The 14,656-nt window shown below is 74.1% G+C and carries 17 protein-coding genes and 1 tRNA gene; 12 read left to right on the forward strand and 6 right to left on the reverse strand.

Going from position 1 to position 14,656, the window contains the following annotated elements; all coding sequences use genetic code 11:
• Positions 1–120 precede the first annotated feature (120 nt).
• Positions 121–699, forward strand: a complete 579-nt coding sequence (locus Ae505Ps2_RS16475; protein WP_075307041.1) for a hypothetical protein — start codon at positions 121–123, stop codon at positions 697–699.
• An 18-nt stretch (positions 700–717) separates the two neighbouring features.
• Here Ae505Ps2_RS16475 and Ae505Ps2_RS16480 read toward each other — a convergent pair whose 3' ends face one another.
• Positions 718–1,389 carry a phosphatase PAP2 family protein gene (locus tag Ae505Ps2_RS16480; RefSeq protein ID WP_075333561.1) on the reverse strand — a complete coding sequence of 224 codons (672 nt, stop codon included), beginning with the start codon at positions 1,387–1,389 and terminating at the stop codon, positions 718–720.
• A gap of 47 nt (positions 1,390–1,436) precedes the next feature.
• The gene (pgi, locus tag Ae505Ps2_RS16485) at positions 1,437–3,107 is read right to left on the reverse strand and encodes a glucose-6-phosphate isomerase (protein ID WP_075307038.1); all 1,671 of its coding nucleotides are present in this window, start codon (positions 3,105–3,107) and stop codon (positions 1,437–1,439) included.
• A gap of 470 nt (positions 3,108–3,577) precedes the next feature.
• On the opposite strand from pgi, the gene Ae505Ps2_RS16490 reads away from it, so the two are divergent.
• The 5 genes from Ae505Ps2_RS16490 (at position 3,578) to Ae505Ps2_RS16510 (ending at position 7,311) form a co-directional block, all read left to right on the forward strand.
• The gene (locus Ae505Ps2_RS16490; RefSeq protein ID WP_075307037.1) at positions 3,578–4,045 is read left to right on the forward strand and encodes a DoxX family protein; all 468 of its coding nucleotides are present in this window, start codon (positions 3,578–3,580) and stop codon (positions 4,043–4,045) included.
• 145 nt (positions 4,046–4,190) lie between these two features.
• On the forward strand, positions 4,191–5,072 hold the full coding sequence (locus Ae505Ps2_RS16495; protein ID WP_075553756.1) for a HipA family kinase: 882 nt from the start codon (positions 4,191–4,193) through the stop codon (positions 5,070–5,072).
• Positions 5,069–5,500 carry a DUF3037 domain-containing protein gene (locus Ae505Ps2_RS16500; protein ID WP_083695807.1) on the forward strand — a complete coding sequence of 144 codons (432 nt, stop codon included), beginning with the start codon at positions 5,069–5,071 and terminating at the stop codon, positions 5,498–5,500. The genes Ae505Ps2_RS16495 and Ae505Ps2_RS16500 overlap by 4 nt, the downstream gene beginning before the upstream one ends.
• Before the next feature lie 95 nt (positions 5,501–5,595).
• A complete protein-coding gene (locus Ae505Ps2_RS16505) occupies positions 5,596–6,723 on the forward strand; it encodes a phosphotransferase family protein (RefSeq protein ID WP_233147584.1) in 1,128 nt (375 codons plus the stop codon).
• A 102-nt stretch (positions 6,724–6,825) separates the two neighbouring features.
• Positions 6,826–7,311 carry a DUF6069 family protein gene (locus Ae505Ps2_RS16510; RefSeq protein ID WP_075307034.1) on the forward strand — a complete coding sequence of 162 codons (486 nt, stop codon included), beginning with the start codon at positions 6,826–6,828 and terminating at the stop codon, positions 7,309–7,311.
• 2 nt (positions 7,312–7,313) lie between these two features.
• Here Ae505Ps2_RS16510 and Ae505Ps2_RS16515 read toward each other — a convergent pair whose 3' ends face one another.
• Entirely contained in the window at positions 7,314–8,654 is a 1,341-nt protein-coding gene (locus Ae505Ps2_RS16515; RefSeq protein ID WP_043278555.1) for a cytochrome P450, read from the reverse strand.
• A 126-nt stretch (positions 8,655–8,780) separates the two neighbouring features.
• Here Ae505Ps2_RS16515 and Ae505Ps2_RS16520 point away from each other — a divergent pair, with 126 nt between their 5' ends.
• Positions 8,781–9,656 (forward strand): metallophosphoesterase, encoded by an 876-nt coding sequence (locus tag Ae505Ps2_RS16520; protein ID WP_075553757.1) that lies wholly within the window; start codon positions 8,781–8,783, stop codon positions 9,654–9,656.
• A gap of 56 nt (positions 9,657–9,712) precedes the next feature.
• The gene (locus Ae505Ps2_RS16525) at positions 9,713–11,056 is read left to right on the forward strand and encodes an FAD-dependent oxidoreductase (RefSeq protein WP_020624104.1); all 1,344 of its coding nucleotides are present in this window, start codon (positions 9,713–9,715) and stop codon (positions 11,054–11,056) included.
• 65 nt (positions 11,057–11,121) lie between these two features.
• Here the strand turns inward: Ae505Ps2_RS16525 and Ae505Ps2_RS16530 are convergent, their stop codons facing one another.
• Both Ae505Ps2_RS16530 and Ae505Ps2_RS16535 read right to left on the reverse strand, forming a co-directional pair.
• A complete protein-coding gene (locus tag Ae505Ps2_RS16530) occupies positions 11,122–11,418 on the reverse strand; it encodes a hypothetical protein (RefSeq protein ID WP_075307032.1) in 297 nt (98 codons plus the stop codon).
• Between the two features lie 20 nt (positions 11,419–11,438).
• The gene (locus Ae505Ps2_RS16535; protein WP_020624102.1) at positions 11,439–11,693 is read right to left on the reverse strand and encodes a type B 50S ribosomal protein L31; all 255 of its coding nucleotides are present in this window, start codon (positions 11,691–11,693) and stop codon (positions 11,439–11,441) included.
• Positions 11,694–11,767: 74 nt separating this feature from the next.
• Between Ae505Ps2_RS16535 and Ae505Ps2_RS30435 the strand changes: the two genes are divergently transcribed.
• The 3 genes from Ae505Ps2_RS30435 to Ae505Ps2_RS16550 all read left to right on the forward strand — a co-directional run bounded on the left by Ae505Ps2_RS30435 (position 11,768) and on the right by Ae505Ps2_RS16550 (position 13,717).
• Positions 11,768–12,172 carry a hypothetical protein gene (locus Ae505Ps2_RS30435; protein WP_139318757.1) on the forward strand — a complete coding sequence of 135 codons (405 nt, stop codon included), beginning with the start codon at positions 11,768–11,770 and terminating at the stop codon, positions 12,170–12,172.
• A gap of 73 nt (positions 12,173–12,245) precedes the next feature.
• The gene (locus tag Ae505Ps2_RS16545) at positions 12,246–12,839 is read left to right on the forward strand and encodes a helix-turn-helix transcriptional regulator (protein ID WP_075307031.1); all 594 of its coding nucleotides are present in this window, start codon (positions 12,246–12,248) and stop codon (positions 12,837–12,839) included.
• Positions 12,840–12,898: 59 nt separating this feature from the next.
• Positions 12,899–13,717 carry an SDR family oxidoreductase gene (locus Ae505Ps2_RS16550; protein WP_198932197.1) on the forward strand — a complete coding sequence of 273 codons (819 nt, stop codon included), beginning with the start codon at positions 12,899–12,901 and terminating at the stop codon, positions 13,715–13,717.
• 2 nt (positions 13,718–13,719) lie between these two features.
• Here Ae505Ps2_RS16550 and Ae505Ps2_RS16555 read toward each other — a convergent pair.
• Positions 13,720–13,795 (reverse strand) — tRNA-Gly (locus tag Ae505Ps2_RS16555).
• A 113-nt stretch (positions 13,796–13,908) separates the two neighbouring features.
• On the opposite strand from Ae505Ps2_RS16555, the gene Ae505Ps2_RS16560 reads away from it, so the two are divergent.
• Positions 13,909–14,655, forward strand: a complete 747-nt coding sequence (locus Ae505Ps2_RS16560) for an SDR family oxidoreductase (protein ID WP_075307029.1) — start codon at positions 13,909–13,911, stop codon at positions 14,653–14,655.
• Position 14,656 lies beyond the last annotated feature (1 nt).

A 14,656-nucleotide genomic window follows, 5' to 3' on the forward strand; every position in this document is an offset into this window, starting at 1 on the left:
GGCGGAGCGACCGCACGTGCCCGCCCCGTCCCCACGGCCGGACGTGACGTCGGCGAGCTCGCTCACCGGGTACGCGAATCCCGCGGTTCCGTCCTCCCGGGAGCCGTGCACAATCACCCCATGCCGGACGCGTCCGACACCGCTCTGCTGTACGTCGACCGCGGCCTCGTGCGCGCCGACGACACCCCACCCGACCCCGGGGTCCAGCGCCGGGCCCACCTCCTGGCCCGGACCGCCCGCGGGGTCCGGTGGGCGGTCCCCGCGCTGCTGCTCGTCGTGCTGGTGCTCGCGTTCACCCCGGTGGCGGGCGCGGCGTTCTGGGCGACGGCGGTCGTCGTGCTGGTCGCGGTGGTGGCCGCGGTGCTGCTGCTGACCCGCGCCGCCGCCGTCGCCCAGGCCACGGCGGGACTCCCGGTGCCGATCGAGATCACCGGGAAGGTCGCGACCGCGACGCGTGCCGTGCTCGCGATGACCGGTGCGCTGCGCACGCACCGGAAGGCCGCGGGCGCCGCCGAGGGGGTCGCGCTGCTGCGGCAGTGGACGACGGCGACGGAGGCACTGCGCGCGGCGTGGCTGCGCGAGGACATCGGTGCCTGGCACGACCACGCCCGCACCCTCGCCGCGGCGGGGGAGCGGGCCACGCGCGTCACCGGCGCCCTGACCGGCGCCGGGACACCGGACGCCGACCCCGGGGCCTGACCGGCGCCGGTGGCCGGGTCAGGCCGCGGTGACGTCCCGTCGCCGGGTCCGCCGGTAGAGGACCAGCGACAGCACCGTCACCCCGGTGAACGCGAGCGCCGCCCCGAGCGTCCATCCGGCGAGCACGTCGGACAGCCAGTGCACACCCAGGTAGATGCGGGTGAACCCGACGGCTCCGGCCCACAGCACCGCGAACGCGGTGAGCAGCACCCGGCCGCGCGGGCGCAGTACCGGCCACAGCACGAGCACCAGCGCCGTCCAGGCGGCGGCGACCATCGTCGCGTGTCCGGAGGGCAGGGACTCGTTCGCGATGAAGGTGACTTGCAGGTCCGCGGGTGGGCGGGCCCGGTCGAGCAGCTGCTTGATCACCGTGAACACCACGCTCGCGACGAGCGGCACCGCGGCCAGGCACAGCCCCTCGGCGGCCCGGCCGCGCAGCGCGAGCACGGCCGCGCCGACCAGGGCGACCGCGGTGCTGCCGACGGTGTTCCCGAGCTCGGTGACCACCAGCGCCACCACCGTGACCCCCGGGATCCGGTCCGCGGCGAGTCCGATCGCGGTCTCGGTGTCACCGCTCTGCAGCACCCCCGTCGCTGCCAGGGCGATCAGCACCCCGGCGAGCAGGAGCAGGGCCGCAGCGACCGGACCGGTGACGCGGGCCCGCAGCGGGGCCGACCGTGGATCGTTCACCGGGCGATTCTCGCCCGGCGGGACGGGGCCCCGCCGGGCGAGGGGTCTCAGCGACCGCGCCAGGCGCGGTAGCGACCGATCAGCGCGGCGGTGGACGCGTCGAGACCGGACTCGGCGGCGTCCGGCGGGTTCGCGCCGTAGAGCGCGGGCCCGAACTGCTTGGCCATGACCTTGCCGAGCTCGACCCCCCACTGGTCGAAGGAGTCGATGCCCCAGATCGTGCCCTCGACGAAGGTGACGTGCTCGTAGAAGGCGATGATCTGCCCCAGCACCGACGGGGTCAGCTTCTCGGCCAGGACCGTCGACGACGGCCGGTTGCCCGGCATCACCTTGTGCGGCACGACGTCGGCCGGGGTGCCCTCGGCCTCGATCTCCGCGGCGGTCTTGCCGAACGCCAGCGCCGCGGACTGGGCGAACAGGTTCGCCATGAACAGGTCGTGGGAGTCGGCCGCGTCCTCGCCGGGCAGGTCGTGGTGCGGACGGGCGAAGCCGATGAAGTCGCACGGCACGAGCCGGGTGCCCTGGTGCAGCAGCTGGTAGAACGCGTGCTGGCCGTTGGTGCCCGGCTCGCCCCAGAAGATCTCGCCGGTGGTCGTGGTGACCGGGGTGCCGTCACCGCGCACCGACTTGCCGTTGGACTCCATGGTGAGCTGCTGCAGGTAGGCCGGCAGCCGGTGCAGGTACTGCGAGTACGGCAGCACCGCGCGGGTGTCGGCGCCGAAGAAGTTCGAGTACCAGACGCCGAGCAGCCCGGAGATCACCGGCAGGTTCTGCTCGAGCGGGGTGTGGCGGAAGTGCTCGTCCATGGCGTGCATGCCGGCGAGGAACTCCGCGAAGTGCTCGCGGCCGATCGCGCACATCAGCGACAGGCCGATCGCCGAGTCCACCGAGTAGCGCCCGCCCACCCAGTCCCAGAACCCGAACATGTTGTCGGTGGAGATGCCGAACTCCGCCACCTTCTCGGCGTTCGTGGAGACCGCGGCGAAGTGCTTCGCGACCGCTCCGGTGTCGTCCGTCCCAAGCCCGGACAGCAGCCAGGACCGCGCGTTGCGGGCGTTGGTGAGCGTCTCCTGCGTGGTGAACGTCTTCGACGAGACGACGAACAGGGTCGTCGCCGGGTCGAGGTCGCGGGTCTTCTCGTACAGGTCGGTCGGGTCGATGTTGGACACGAACCGGCACTCGAGGTCGCGCTGGGCGTAGTCCCGCAGCGCCTCGTAGGCCATGACCGGGCCCAGGTCGGAGCCACCGATGCCGATGTTGACCACGGTGCGGATCCTCTGCCCGGTGAACCCGGTCCACGCCCCGGAGCGGACGGCGTCGGTGAACTCGCCCATCCGGTCCAGCACGGCGTGCACGTCGGCGACGACGTCCTGGCCGTCGACGGTGAGCGACGCGTCCCGCGGCAGCCGCAGGGCCGTGTGCAGGACCGCCCGGTCCTCGGAGGTGTTCACGTGCTCACCGGTGAACATCGCCTCGATGCGCGCGGGCAGTCCGGCCGCGCGCGCCAGGTCCGTCAGCAGACCGACGGTGTCTCGGGTGATGCGGTGCTTGGAGTAGTCGAGCACCAGGTCGGCGCCGGTGGCGGTGAGGGCGGCGGCGCGGTCGGGGTCGTCGTCGAACAGCGACCGCAGGTGTCGGGGTTCGACCTCCGCCGCGTGCTCGGTCAGCGCCGTCCATTCCGTGGTCGCCGTGATGTCGTGGCTGTTCGTGTCGGACACGCGGCCATCATGGCGCAGCACCCCGGCGCGAGCGCGCCGGCACGAGCCGGGGCGCGTCGCTGGGCCGCTCGGGCGAACCGCCCGTCGTACGCGACGATCCGCGGGACGAGCGGCACGTCCGGAACGCCGGGCTGCACGACGTGACGACCGTCGGTGACCCCCTGCGGAGTGGTCGTCGAACCACTGCGACATACGGGTGATGGCCGCCCGGAAGGTGCGACCCTCCGTGCTCGTGACCTGCGGTGATGCGCCCGTGCGGCGACCGCTCGTCCGGTCGTACCGCGTGACGCACCGGCCGCAGCGCTCCCCGGTCGGGTGACCGGCCGTCCGGTGCGCCTCGTCGCGCCGTGCGGCCATTTCGTCGCGCAGAGTTGCTGAACTCGGCGGAGTAGCACGTTCGTGCGCTTAGGTCTTGTGCATTCCGTGGTGACGAGCTCACCCGCGGTGACCAACTCGCTCCTGGAGGAACCGTGTACCGCTCCCTGACCGGAACCCCGCGCGACGTCGCGCTGCTCGTCGCCCGTCTGCTGCTGGCCTACATCATGGTCATGCACTCGTGGAAGAAGATCGACGCCGGTCTGTTCGACACCGCCGCCGTGTTCGCGAAGTTCGGCATCCCGCTGGCCATCGGCGCGGCGTCGTTCACGATCGTGGTCGAGCTCGTGTTCTCGCTGTCGGTCGCCCTCGGTGTCCGCATGGTCGTCCCCGGTGCACTGATGACCTTCGTGATGGCCGGCGCGATCTGGTTCGTCCACGGCAAGAACGGCCTGTTCATGGCCGACAACGGCTGGGCGCCGGTCGGCACGATCATCTGCGCCACGCTGATCCTCATGTCCAGCGGCCCGGGCCGGTTCAGCGTCGACGAGCTCCTGGCCCGCCAGGCGGCCCGCCGCATGGAGCAGACCCAGGCGATCCCGCGCCAGACCGTCTCGGTCTGACCCGTACCTCCCGGCCCGCCCGCGCGCCCCGGAGCCGGGCGGGCCGGTGATCCTCCTACCGGCCCGGCCGGCGAGCGCGACCACGGCCCGCACCCCGACGCCACGGGGTGCGGGCCGTTCGCACGTCCGGCGCTAACCTCCGCGGGTGAGCCAGGAGCCGACGACCGAGAAGCGGGCCCTGCCCCGGCTGACCGCGATCCGGTACGTGACCCCGCTGCGCGAGGGCGGGTCGCTGCCCGGACTGATGGAGGCCGACGACCTCGGCACCTACGCGGTGAAGTTCACCGGCGCCGGGCAGGGCCGTCCGGTGCTGGTCAACGAGATCGTCGCCGGGGAGCTCGCCCGCGCGCTGGGCCTGCCCGTCCCGCGGATCGCGACGATCGTCGTCGACGGGACGCTCGGGCGCACCGAGCCCGACGAGGAGGTCCAGGAGCTGCTCCGGAACTCCGACGGGCTCAACCTCGCCGTCGACTTCCTGCCGGGGGCGCTCGACCTGGACCCGGTCGCGTTCGACGTCGGGCCCGGGTTCGCCGGGCGGGTGCTCTGGTTCGACGCGCTCGTCGGGAACGTCGACCGCTCCTGGCGCAACTCGAACATGCTGCTCTGGCACCGCAGGCCCTACCTGATCGACCACGGCGCGACGCTCACCTTCGCCCACGACTGGTCGGCCGCGTCGCGGTTCGCCCACCGTCCGTTCGACGCCGGCGACCACGTGCTGCTCGGTGCGCACCCCGACCTCGACTCCGCCGTCGCCGCGCTCGCCCCGCAGGTCACCCCGGCCCTGCTCGACGAGGTGCTGGCACTCGTCCCCGACGAGTGGATCGCCGACGTCGACGGCGTCGGCGGTCCCGACGCCGTCCGTGCCGCCTACGCCGAGGCCCTGCTGGCCCGGGTCGCGGCACGCGGGGACTGGTTGCCGGGCGTCGCCGCGACGGTGGCCGCGGGCAGACCCCGGCCGGTCGACCGGGCGCCCCGCCGTCCACCGTGGCTGCGGATCGGTGGCGTCGGCGGCGGGGAGGGCCGGTGAGCGACCTCGTCCCCTACGAGTACGCGCTGCTGCGGGTCGTGCCGCGGGTGGAACGCGGGGAGTCGATGAACGCCGGGGTGCTGCTGCACTGCCGGGCCCGCGACGTCCTCGCGGTGCGCGTCCACCTCGACCGTGCCCGGCTGGCCGCGCTCGACCCGACCGCCGACGCCGACGCCGTCGACGAGCTGCTGGCGACCGTGGCCGCGGTCGCCGCGGTGCCCGAGCCGCCGCGGTCGGACCGGCACGCCACCGGCGCGCTGGCCGCCCGCGGCCCCGGCGCGGGGGAGGACATCGGACGCCGTTTCCGGCGCCTCACCACCGCCCGCAGCACCATCGTGTGCCCCGGCCCAGTGCACACCGGGCTCACCGCGGACCCGGCCGCGGAGGCCGAACGCCTGCTGGCCCGGCTCGTCCTGCCACCGTCCTAGGAGCGGACGCCTCGGCCGGTGCCGGGAAACCCAGGGCCGTGCCGCCGGGGCCGCCGGTGCCACTGGTCGCGCGGTCCGGCCCGGAGGACGTGCCGGTGTTCTCCGTCCGGGGGCTGGTCGGCGCGGGGGCGATCATGTTGCATCGGGGGATGACCGACGCACACGACGGGGTGGACCCGGTCGCCCTGACCCGCTGGCTGGCGGCCGAGGTGCCGCAGGTCGAGCTCGGCGACGGCCCGGTGGCCGTGGAGCGGATCTCCGGCGGACACTCCAACCTCACCTTCCGGGTCACCGACGCCCGCGGCACGCCGTACGCACTGCGCCGCCCACCGACCGGGGGTGTGCTCGCCACCGCGCACGACATGGGCCGGGAGTGGCGCTTCCTGACCGCACTGGCCGGCACCGCGGTCCCGGTGCCGGAGCCGGTCGCCCTCTGCACGGACACCGCGGTGCTCGGCGCCGGCTTCTACCTGATGGGCTGGGTCGACGGTGTCGTCCCGGGGGACCGCGCCGCGGGCGAGGCCGTCCCCGAACCGGAACGGCGGGCCTGCGGTCTCGACACCGCCGAGGTGCTCGCCGCACTGCACTCCGTCGACCCCACCGAGGTGGGGCTCGCCGACCTGGCGCGGCCCGGCCGCTACCTGGAGCGGCAGCTGCGCCGCTGGCACCGGCAGGCGCACGCCGGCGCGTTCACCGACCTCGCCGCGCTCGACGCCGCGCACGCCGCACTGGTCGAGGCGATGCCGCCGGAGCCGTCCGACGGTCCGCGGATCGCGCACGGCGACTACCGGCCGGGCAACCTGTCGTTCCGCGGCGGCCGGATCACCGGTGTCTTCGACTGGGAGCTGGCGGCCCTGGGGGAACCGCTGGCCGACCTCGGGTGGCTGCTGGCGTCCTGGGAGCGTCCCGGCGACACCCTGCCGGCGATCACCAGCGGCCCGACCGCGGCGCCCGGCTGGCCCGACCGTGACCTCGTCGCCGCCCGCTACGCCGCCCGCTCCGGGCGGGCGCTGGACCAGCTGCCGTACTGGGTGGCGTTCGCGCACTGGCGCTGCGCCTGCATCGGGGCCGGGGTCTGGACGCGGTACGCCCAGGGCAACATGGGCTCGGGCGCCGAGTCGGGGGAGGCCCTGGAACGCCGTGGCGAGCGGGTGGTCGCCGACGCGGAGGCCGCACTCGCCGCGTTGCGCCGCGGGCGGACGGGGCGTCGTCGCGGGGCGTAGTCTTCTGCCCACCACAGGTGATCACCCGGCGCGGGTGGTCACCGCCGCGCGGCGCCGCACCGACGCCGCGCACGGCCCGTCCGCGACCGGGGGAGTACGACGATGTCCGAGGCCGACGACCGCACCCGAGAGATGAGCCGGGAGACCGCCCGGCCGCGTCCCCGCAGCGGGGTGAACCCCGGCCGGCTGTGGGCCGGCGGTGTGGCGACGGCGGTGACCGCCGCGCTGATCGCCCTGGTGGGGCTGCTGATCCTGCAGGTCCTGCTGCAGATCCCGTACCTGGCCCCGGCCGTCTCCGAGCCGCTCGACGGGTGGGCCGCGGCGCAGAGCCTCGCGAGCTGGGCGGCGGTCGCCGGTCTCGCGGCCACCGGCCTCGCGCACCTGCTGCTGGTCGCGGTGCCCAGCCCCATGTCCTACTTCGGCTGGATCGCCGGGCTGCTCACCGCGCTGGCCGCGGTGTCGCCGCTGATCCTCACCGAGCAGCCCTGGACGGTCCGCATCGCCACCGCGGTGATCCACCTCGTCATCGGGATGTCGATCATCAGCCTGGTGACGACGACGGTCACCAGCGCCACCAACCGGGCCTGAGCTCAGACGTCGACGGGGACCCGGGCGTCGCCCAGGCGGACCGGCAGCGTCCGGTAGCCGCGCAGCACCCGGGTCCCGCGCAGCTCGGCGGGGCCGTCGGCACGCAGGTCGGGGTAGCGGTCGAACAGCGCCCGGAGCCCGACCTCGCCCTCCATCTTCGCCAGTGCCGCACCCAGGCAGTAGTGGATGCCCTGGCTGAACGCGACGTGGCGGTCAGCCCCCTCGCGCCCGACGTCGAAGCGGGCCGGGTCGGCGAACACCTCCGGGTCCCGGTTCGCACCGCCGAGGTGGGTGACCACCAGCGCGCCCCGCTCGACCGGGAACCCGCACACCTCGGTGTCGCGGGCGGCGACGCGCGCGGTCCGCTGGACGGGGGAGTCGTAGCGCAGGATCTCGTCGGCGGCGTTCGGCCACAGTGCCGGGTCGGCCTGCAGCCGGGCGAGCTCGTCGGGGTGGGTCAGCAGCAGGCGGGTGCCGTTGCCGATCAGGTTGACCGTCGTCTCGAACCCAGCGGCGAGCAGCAGCATCGCCAGCGACAGCAGCTCGTCGTGGGTGAGCCGGCCCTCCTCCTCGTCGTAGGTGGCGACCAGGGAGGACAGGATGGAGTCGTTGGGCTCGCGGCGCAGCCGCTCGAAGTGCTCGGCCATCCACTCGGTGAGCGCGTCGATGTCGCGCTCGGACCGGCGGAACTTCGCGTAGTCCAGTCCCATGTCCAGGGAGTAGGCCCCGCCGGCGCCCCACTCGAGGAACTGCTCCCGCATCTCCACCGGAGCGCCGAGCATCTCGGTGATGACCGTGGCCGGCAGCAGCGAGGCGTAGCCGGAGATGACGTCGGTGCGCCGGTCGGCGCCGGCCCGGGCCTCGAGGTCCGCGAGCAGCTGCGCCGCGATCTCCTCGGTGCGTCCGCGCAGCGATGAGATCGCCTTGGCACTGAACGAGCGGGTGACCAGCTTCCGGATCCGGTTGTGGTCCGGCGGGTCGATCGCCAGCAGCGACGGCGGTTCGGCCGGCCCGAGCGGCCAGGTCCCGCCCGCCGCGAGCAGCGCGCGCAGCAGGCCCGGGGCGTTCTCCGGCATGCGCATGCCCACGCAGAAGTCGGGGCTGCGCAGCACCTCGGTGGTGATCTCGTGGTCGACCGTGGTCCAGGTCAGGGCCGAGCGCACCATCCGGCCCTGACCACGGATCTGCTCGTAGGCCGGGTACGGGTCCCGGACCACCTCCGGGCTGATGATCATGTGGGCGCCCAGGTCGCCCTTGCCCGCCTGGCGGGTCACCTCCTGGCGCATCGCCCCGTGCCGCAGCACCCACCGGATCCACCGTCGTACGCCTCGCGATGCCGCCATGCCGGCCTCCCCGCCTCGTCGTCGAGCTCGAATCCGAAGCTACCAGGGGTAAGTTACCGCGGGTAGGCGCGTTTCGCCGCCCCGGCGGGGGGGGGTGGCCCCGGTGTCACCGGGTACCAATGACGGGTGACCGCCGTCGGGGAGCCGCGCCTGCTCGCGGTCAGTGACCTGCATGTGCGGTACGCGGAGAACGGTGACATCGCCGCGGGGCTGCGCCCGTCGGACCCGGGCGACTGGCTGATCGTCGCAGGTGACGTCGACGAACGGATCGAGAGCGTCGTCGCGACGCTCGCCGCGCTGCGCGACCGCTTCGCCCGGGTGCTGTGGACACCGGGCAACCACGAGCTCTGGACCCGCGCCAAGAATGTCCGGGCCGACTCGGTCGAGCGGCTCTCCGGTGTCGCCCGCTACGACGAGCTGGTCCGCCGCTGCCGGGAGATCGGGGTGCTGACCCCGGAGGACGCGTGGCCGGTGTGGGACGGGCCGGGCGGACCGGTCGTCGTCGCGTCGCTGTTCGTGCCCTACGACTACTCGTTCCTGCCCGCCGGCACCTCGACCCCGGAGGAGGGGCTGGCCGCGGCCCACGCCGCGGGTGTCGTCTGCACCGACGAGTACCTGCTCCACCCGGACCCGTACGCGACGCGGGCGGAGTGGTCCGCGGCCCGGGTGGCCGCCACCGTCGCCCGCCTCGACGCGCTCGACCCGGACCTGCCGACCGTCCTGGTGAACCACTGGCCGCTGGTCCGCGAGCCCTGCGACGTCCTGTGGTACCCGGAGTTCGCGCTCTGGTGCGGGACGACGGCGGCGGCGGACTGGCACCGCCGCTACCGGGCCCGGGCGGTCGTGCACGGTCACCTGCACATCCCGCGCACGGTCACCGTCGACGGCGTGCCGTTCGTCGAGGTGTCGCTGGGCTACCCGCGGGAGTGGCGACGCCATTCCGAACGGGTCGGCGGGCACTTCCCGGACCAGTTGCCGCGCACGGTGTTGCCTGCATCATAGTTAGGCAAGGCTTACCTTGCTATAGCCTCGGGGTCCGTCGACACCCGAGGAGAACGATGACTGCGCTGCGCGTCGCCGTGATCGGTGCCGGTCCGGCCGCCGTCTACACCGCCGACACCCTGCTGAAGTCCGACGCCGACGTCACCGTGGACCTGTTCGAGAAGCTGCCCGCACCGTTCGGGCTGGTCCGCTACGGCGTCGCCCCGGACCACCCGCGGATCAAGCAGATCGTGCACGCCCTGCACCGCGTGCTGGACCGCCCCGGTGTGCGGCTGTTCGGCAACGTCCACGTCGGGACCGACATCACCCTGTCCGACCTGCGCGAGCACTACGACGCGGTCGTCGCGGCCACCGGCTGCGAGCGGGACCGGGACCTCGACGTCCCCGGGATCGACCTGCCGGGCAGCCACGGTGCCGCCAGCTTCGTGCAATGGTACGACGGCCACCCCGACGTACCCCGGGACTGGACGCTCGACGCGTCGTCGGTCGCGGTGATCGGTGCCGGGAACGTGGCCCTGGACGTCGCCCGGATCCTGGCGAGCACCGCCGAGGACCTGGCGAGCACCGAGATCCCGGACTCGGTCCACGCCGGGCTCTCCCGCAACCCGGCCACCGACGTGCACGTGTTCGCCCGTCGCGGGATCGCCCACGCCCGGTTCAGCCCGATGGAGCTGCGCGAGCTCGACCACGTCCCGGGTGTCGAGGTGATCGTCGACCCGGCCGACGTCGAGTTCGACGACGTCGCCGCCGCCGAGGTCCGCTCCGCCAAGCACGTCGAGATGGTGGTGCGGACCCTGCAGGGGTGGGCGCTGCGCGACCGGCGCGGCGATCCGCGCCGGGTGCACCTGCACTTCCTCTCGCGCCCCGAGCGGATCCTCGGCACCGACCGCGTCGAGGGCATCCGGATCGAGCGCACCGAGTACACCGGCCACGGCGACGTCCGCGACACCGGCCGGTTCACCGATTTCCCGGTCGGTGCGGTCTACCGGGCGATCGGCTACACCGGCTCGCACCTGGCCGATCTGCCGTTCGACCACGAGCACGGCGTGCTGCCGCACCGCAAGGGGCGGGTGCACGACATCGACGGCCAGGAGCTGCCCGGCGTTTACGCCGTCGGCTGGATCAAGCGCGGACCGGTCGGGCTGATCGGGCACACCAAGGGCTGCGCGTCGGAGACCGTCGCAAGCCTGCTGGCCGACGCCCCGCAGCTGCCCCGGGCGCCCCGCCGCGATCCGGCGGAGGTCGAGGCGCTGCTGGAGCGCCGGGGCGTGGCCTACACGACCTGGAGCGGCTGGCTCGCGCTCGACAAGCACGAGCGCAGCCTCGGCGAGGCGCGCGGCCGCGAGCGGACGAAGGTCGTGCCGCGCGAGGACATGGTGGAGATCAGCAGAACGGGATGACCCTCCGGCCCACGACGCCGGATGCCGGGGTGGGTGGTCGCGGAACTCCGCGGCCGCCCACCCGATCACTCCCGCGGCTCCCGCGGCGCGGGCAGTGCCCGCGGGGGCCGGCGGCCGACCGGTTCGCGCCGTCCGCGCTCCCGGGACGGGACGAACAGCCACAGCACCCACACTCCCGGGCCGCTGGCCAGCAGGATCGCGGTGGCCAGCCACCCGTCGCGCCACAGGGCGCCGGCGACGAGCCAGCCCGCGATCCACACCGCCATCGCGACGAGCCGGATCCGGATGCGACGACCGTGCTCGACCGCCAGCGGCTCGGTCAGGTCGGTGACGACCTGGACCCGTTCGCGACGGCGGCGCATGCCGGCGACGCTACGCGGGGTCAGCCGCGCGTGCGCTCCCCGAAGCGTCGGCGGAACTTCTCGACCTGGCCGGCGGCGTCGAGCACCCGCGCGTTGCCCGTCCAGAACGGGTGCGACGCCGAGGTCGTGTCCACCTTGATCAGGGGATAGGTGTTCCCGTCCGACCACTCGACGGTCTCGCGCGAGGTTTCGGTCGACCGGGTCAGGAACTCGTCGCCGGTGGACGTGTCGCGGTAGACGACCGGGCCGTACGGGGGGTGGATGCCGGGCTTCACGGTGTTCCTCCTGCGTCGCGGGTGTTACCGTCATAGTAATCGACAATGATTACTGTTTACAGGAAGGGGTGCCGGTGGACGGGTTCACGGTGGTCCGGTGCGGGGCCTGTGCCCACGCGCCGTCGGGATTCGACGAGGACGCGCACGGCACCGTCGCGGCCCTGCCCGGCATCGACGAGGTGCTGGTGGAGGGCCTGCGCGCGGTGGTGCAGGACAGCGCCCACGGGGTGCTCGTGACCACCGGGTGCCGGCTCGGTCCGGGCGTCTGTGCGGTCCGCCGGCCCGGGCTGATGCTGCTGGTGCAGGCCTGCGACGCGACCCGCACCCGTCCCGAGTCGCCGGTGGTCGCGGTCGGCCCGGTCCGCAGCACCGACGACGTCCGCGCGGTGACCCGCTGGCTCCAGGACGGCGCGCCCGACCCGCAGGCACTGCCCGCACGGCTGCGTTGCGCGATCACCCCGGAGACGGCTCGGGGCTGATGCCTGCCTCTCCGAGAGGCCGGGCCCGCCGCTCCGTCTTGCAAGGAACCTTGCCGATCGGCAATCTGGCGGTGTGGACGACACCGGACGCGACGTGCTCGCCGGGGTGGGCCCGCGGCTGCGGGACCTGCGCCGTCGCCGCGGCGCCACCCTCGACCAGCTCGCCGCGGAGACCTCCCTGACCGCGAGCACGCTGTCCCGGCTGGAGACCGGAAAGCTGCGGCCGACGCTGGAGCAGCTGCTGCCGCTGGCCCGGGCCCACGGGGTCCCGCTCGACGACCTGGTGCAGGCACCACCGACCGGCGATCCCCGCATCCACCTGCGCCCGGTGCGTCACCGCGGGCTGGTGTTCGTCCCGCTGACCCGGCGCGGTGGTGGGGTCCAGGCCTTCAAGGTGATCTACCCTCCGGCGGCCGCGTCCGCGACGACCGCCCTGCAGACCCACGAGGGCTACGAGTGGTTCTACGTCCTCGACGGCCGGGTGCGGCTGGTCCTCGACGACACCGAGCACCTCCTCGACCCCGGCGAGGTCGTCGAGTTCGACACCGGCACACCGCACTGGATCGGCAGCGCCGACGACCGGCCCGCCGAGACGCTCGCGCTGTTCAGCCTGCAGAGCGAGCACGCACACCTCAGCCACGGCGCAGCGGGTCCGGGCCGCCACTGAGCCCGGTCCGCCCACTTTCTCCCTCGCGCGGCCGGGGCGTGGTCGGGCAGGGTCGGGGTGTGAGCACCCTGCGCCGGGACCCGATGCCGTTGCGCGGCCGGACCGCGCTCGTGACCGGCGGTGGCCGTCGCGGCGGGATCGGGCACGCGACCGCCTGCCGGCTCGCCGCGTACGGCGCGGCCGTGGTCGTGCACCACTTCGCCCCGCACGACGCGGCGCAGCCGTGGGGCGCCGACGACGTCGACGACGTGCTGGCCGAGGTGCGGACGCACGCGACGGCGCCCGTCGCCGGGGTGCACGCCGATCTCGCCGACCCGTCCGCGCCGCAGCGGCTGCTCGACACCGCCCGTGAGCTCGCCGGGCCGGTGGATCTGCTCGTCGCCAACCAGGCGCTGTCGGGGTCCGACGGCCCGCTGGGGGAGCTGTCCGTGGAGCTGGACCGGCACTGGGCGGTCGACGCGCGTGCCTCGATCCTGCTGGTCCAGGCGTGGGCGAACGCGCACGACGACACCCGTCCCGGTGGCGCGGCCGTCCTGCTCACCTCGGGGCAGGCACGCGGGCCGATGCCCGGTGAGGTGGCCTACGCCGCGGCGAAGGCGGCCGTCGCGGGGATCACCCCGACCCTGGCCGACCAGCTCGCGGACCGGCGGCTGCGGGTCAACACGGTGAACCCGGGGCCGGTCGACACCGGCTACCTCGGCGCGGACGCGTTCCGCGAGATGGCCCCGATGTTCCCGTTCGGCCGGTTCGGTGAGCCGGACGACCCGGCCCGGCTAATCGCCTGGTTGTGCACCGACGAGGCGGCCTGGATCACCGGACAGGTGATCGACTCCGAAGGTGGGTTCGCGCGGCACCGGAACGGGTGGCGCCCCGGGTGAGGTGGAGCGGACGACGGGATTCGAACCCGCGACCCTCACCTTGGCAAGGTGATGCGCTACCAGCTGCGCTACGTCCGCATGCGCACCGTCCCCGGTGCGTGCCCGACCACGATAGCCCACCGGATCCTGGTCTCCGCGCCGCACCCCGGCGATGATCATTACTGCGCCCGGGGTGCGGGTACACCGCCGTCATGAGCGGACGGTTGGACGGGACGACGGTGATCGTGACGGGAGCGTCGAGCGGCATCGGTGAGGCGACCGCACGGGCGCTGTCGGCCGAGGGTGCGACGGTGGCGCTGCTGGCCCGGCGCCGGGAGCGGCTCGAGGAGCTGGCGGACTCGCTGCCGGGGTCGTCGGTGCACCCGGTGGACGTCGCCGACGACGACGCGCTGCACGCCGCCGTGGCGGCCGTGGTCGAGCAGCACGGCGGGCTGGACGTGCTGGTCAACAACGCCGGCGTCGGGGCCTGGGGCCCGGCGGCCGAGGCCGACGTCGCGGACTGGCGCAGGATGATCGACGTCAACCTCATGGGTGTGCTGTCGGCGACGCACGCGGCCCTGCCGCACCTGGCGTCGGCAGCCGGTGGCCCGCGCGGCGTCGCCGACGTGGTGACGATCAGCTCGGCGGCCGGACGACGGGTCCCCTCCCCGCACAGCAATGTCTACGCGGCCACCAAGCACGGGGTCGGCGCGTTCTGCGAGGCGCTGCGCCAGGAGTACGCCGAACGCCACGTGCGGGTGGGCCTCGTGGAGCCCGGCCTCGTCACCTCGGAGATGACGACCTCGGGTGCGCAGTACGCGCCGGACGTGACCTCGACGGGCGAGCGCGGGGTGCTGCAGCCGGCCGACATCGCCGACGCCGTCGTCTACATCGTGACCCGACCGCGGCACGTGGCGGTCAACGAGGTGCTGGTGCGGCCGGTGGAACAGGTGCGGTGAC

Source organism: Pseudonocardia sp. Ae505_Ps2, assembly GCF_001932425.1.
GTDB lineage: Bacteria > Actinomycetota > Actinomycetes > Mycobacteriales > Pseudonocardiaceae > Pseudonocardia.

Excerpts from the sequence above, each read along its gene's own strand:
- Ae505Ps2_RS16510 (WP_075307034.1), top strand. The coding sequence starts at position 6,826 with ATGTCCGAGGCCGACGACCGCACCCGAGAGATGAGCCGGGAGACCGCC.
- Ae505Ps2_RS16525 (WP_020624104.1), top strand. The coding sequence starts at position 9,713 with ATGACTGCGCTGCGCGTCGCCGTGATCGGTGCCGGTCCGGCCGCCGTC.
- Ae505Ps2_RS16475 (WP_075307041.1), top strand. The coding sequence starts at position 121 with ATGCCGGACGCGTCCGACACCGCTCTGCTGTACGTCGACCGCGGCCTC.
- Ae505Ps2_RS16515 (WP_043278555.1), bottom strand. The coding sequence starts at position 8,654 with ATGGCGGCATCGCGAGGCGTACGACGGTGGATCCGGTGGGTGCTGCGG.
- Ae505Ps2_RS16560 (WP_075307029.1), top strand. The coding sequence starts at position 13,909 with ATGAGCGGACGGTTGGACGGGACGACGGTGATCGTGACGGGAGCGTCG.
- Ae505Ps2_RS16530 (WP_075307032.1), bottom strand. The coding sequence starts at position 11,418 with ATGCGCCGCCGTCGCGAACGGGTCCAGGTCGTCACCGACCTGACCGAG.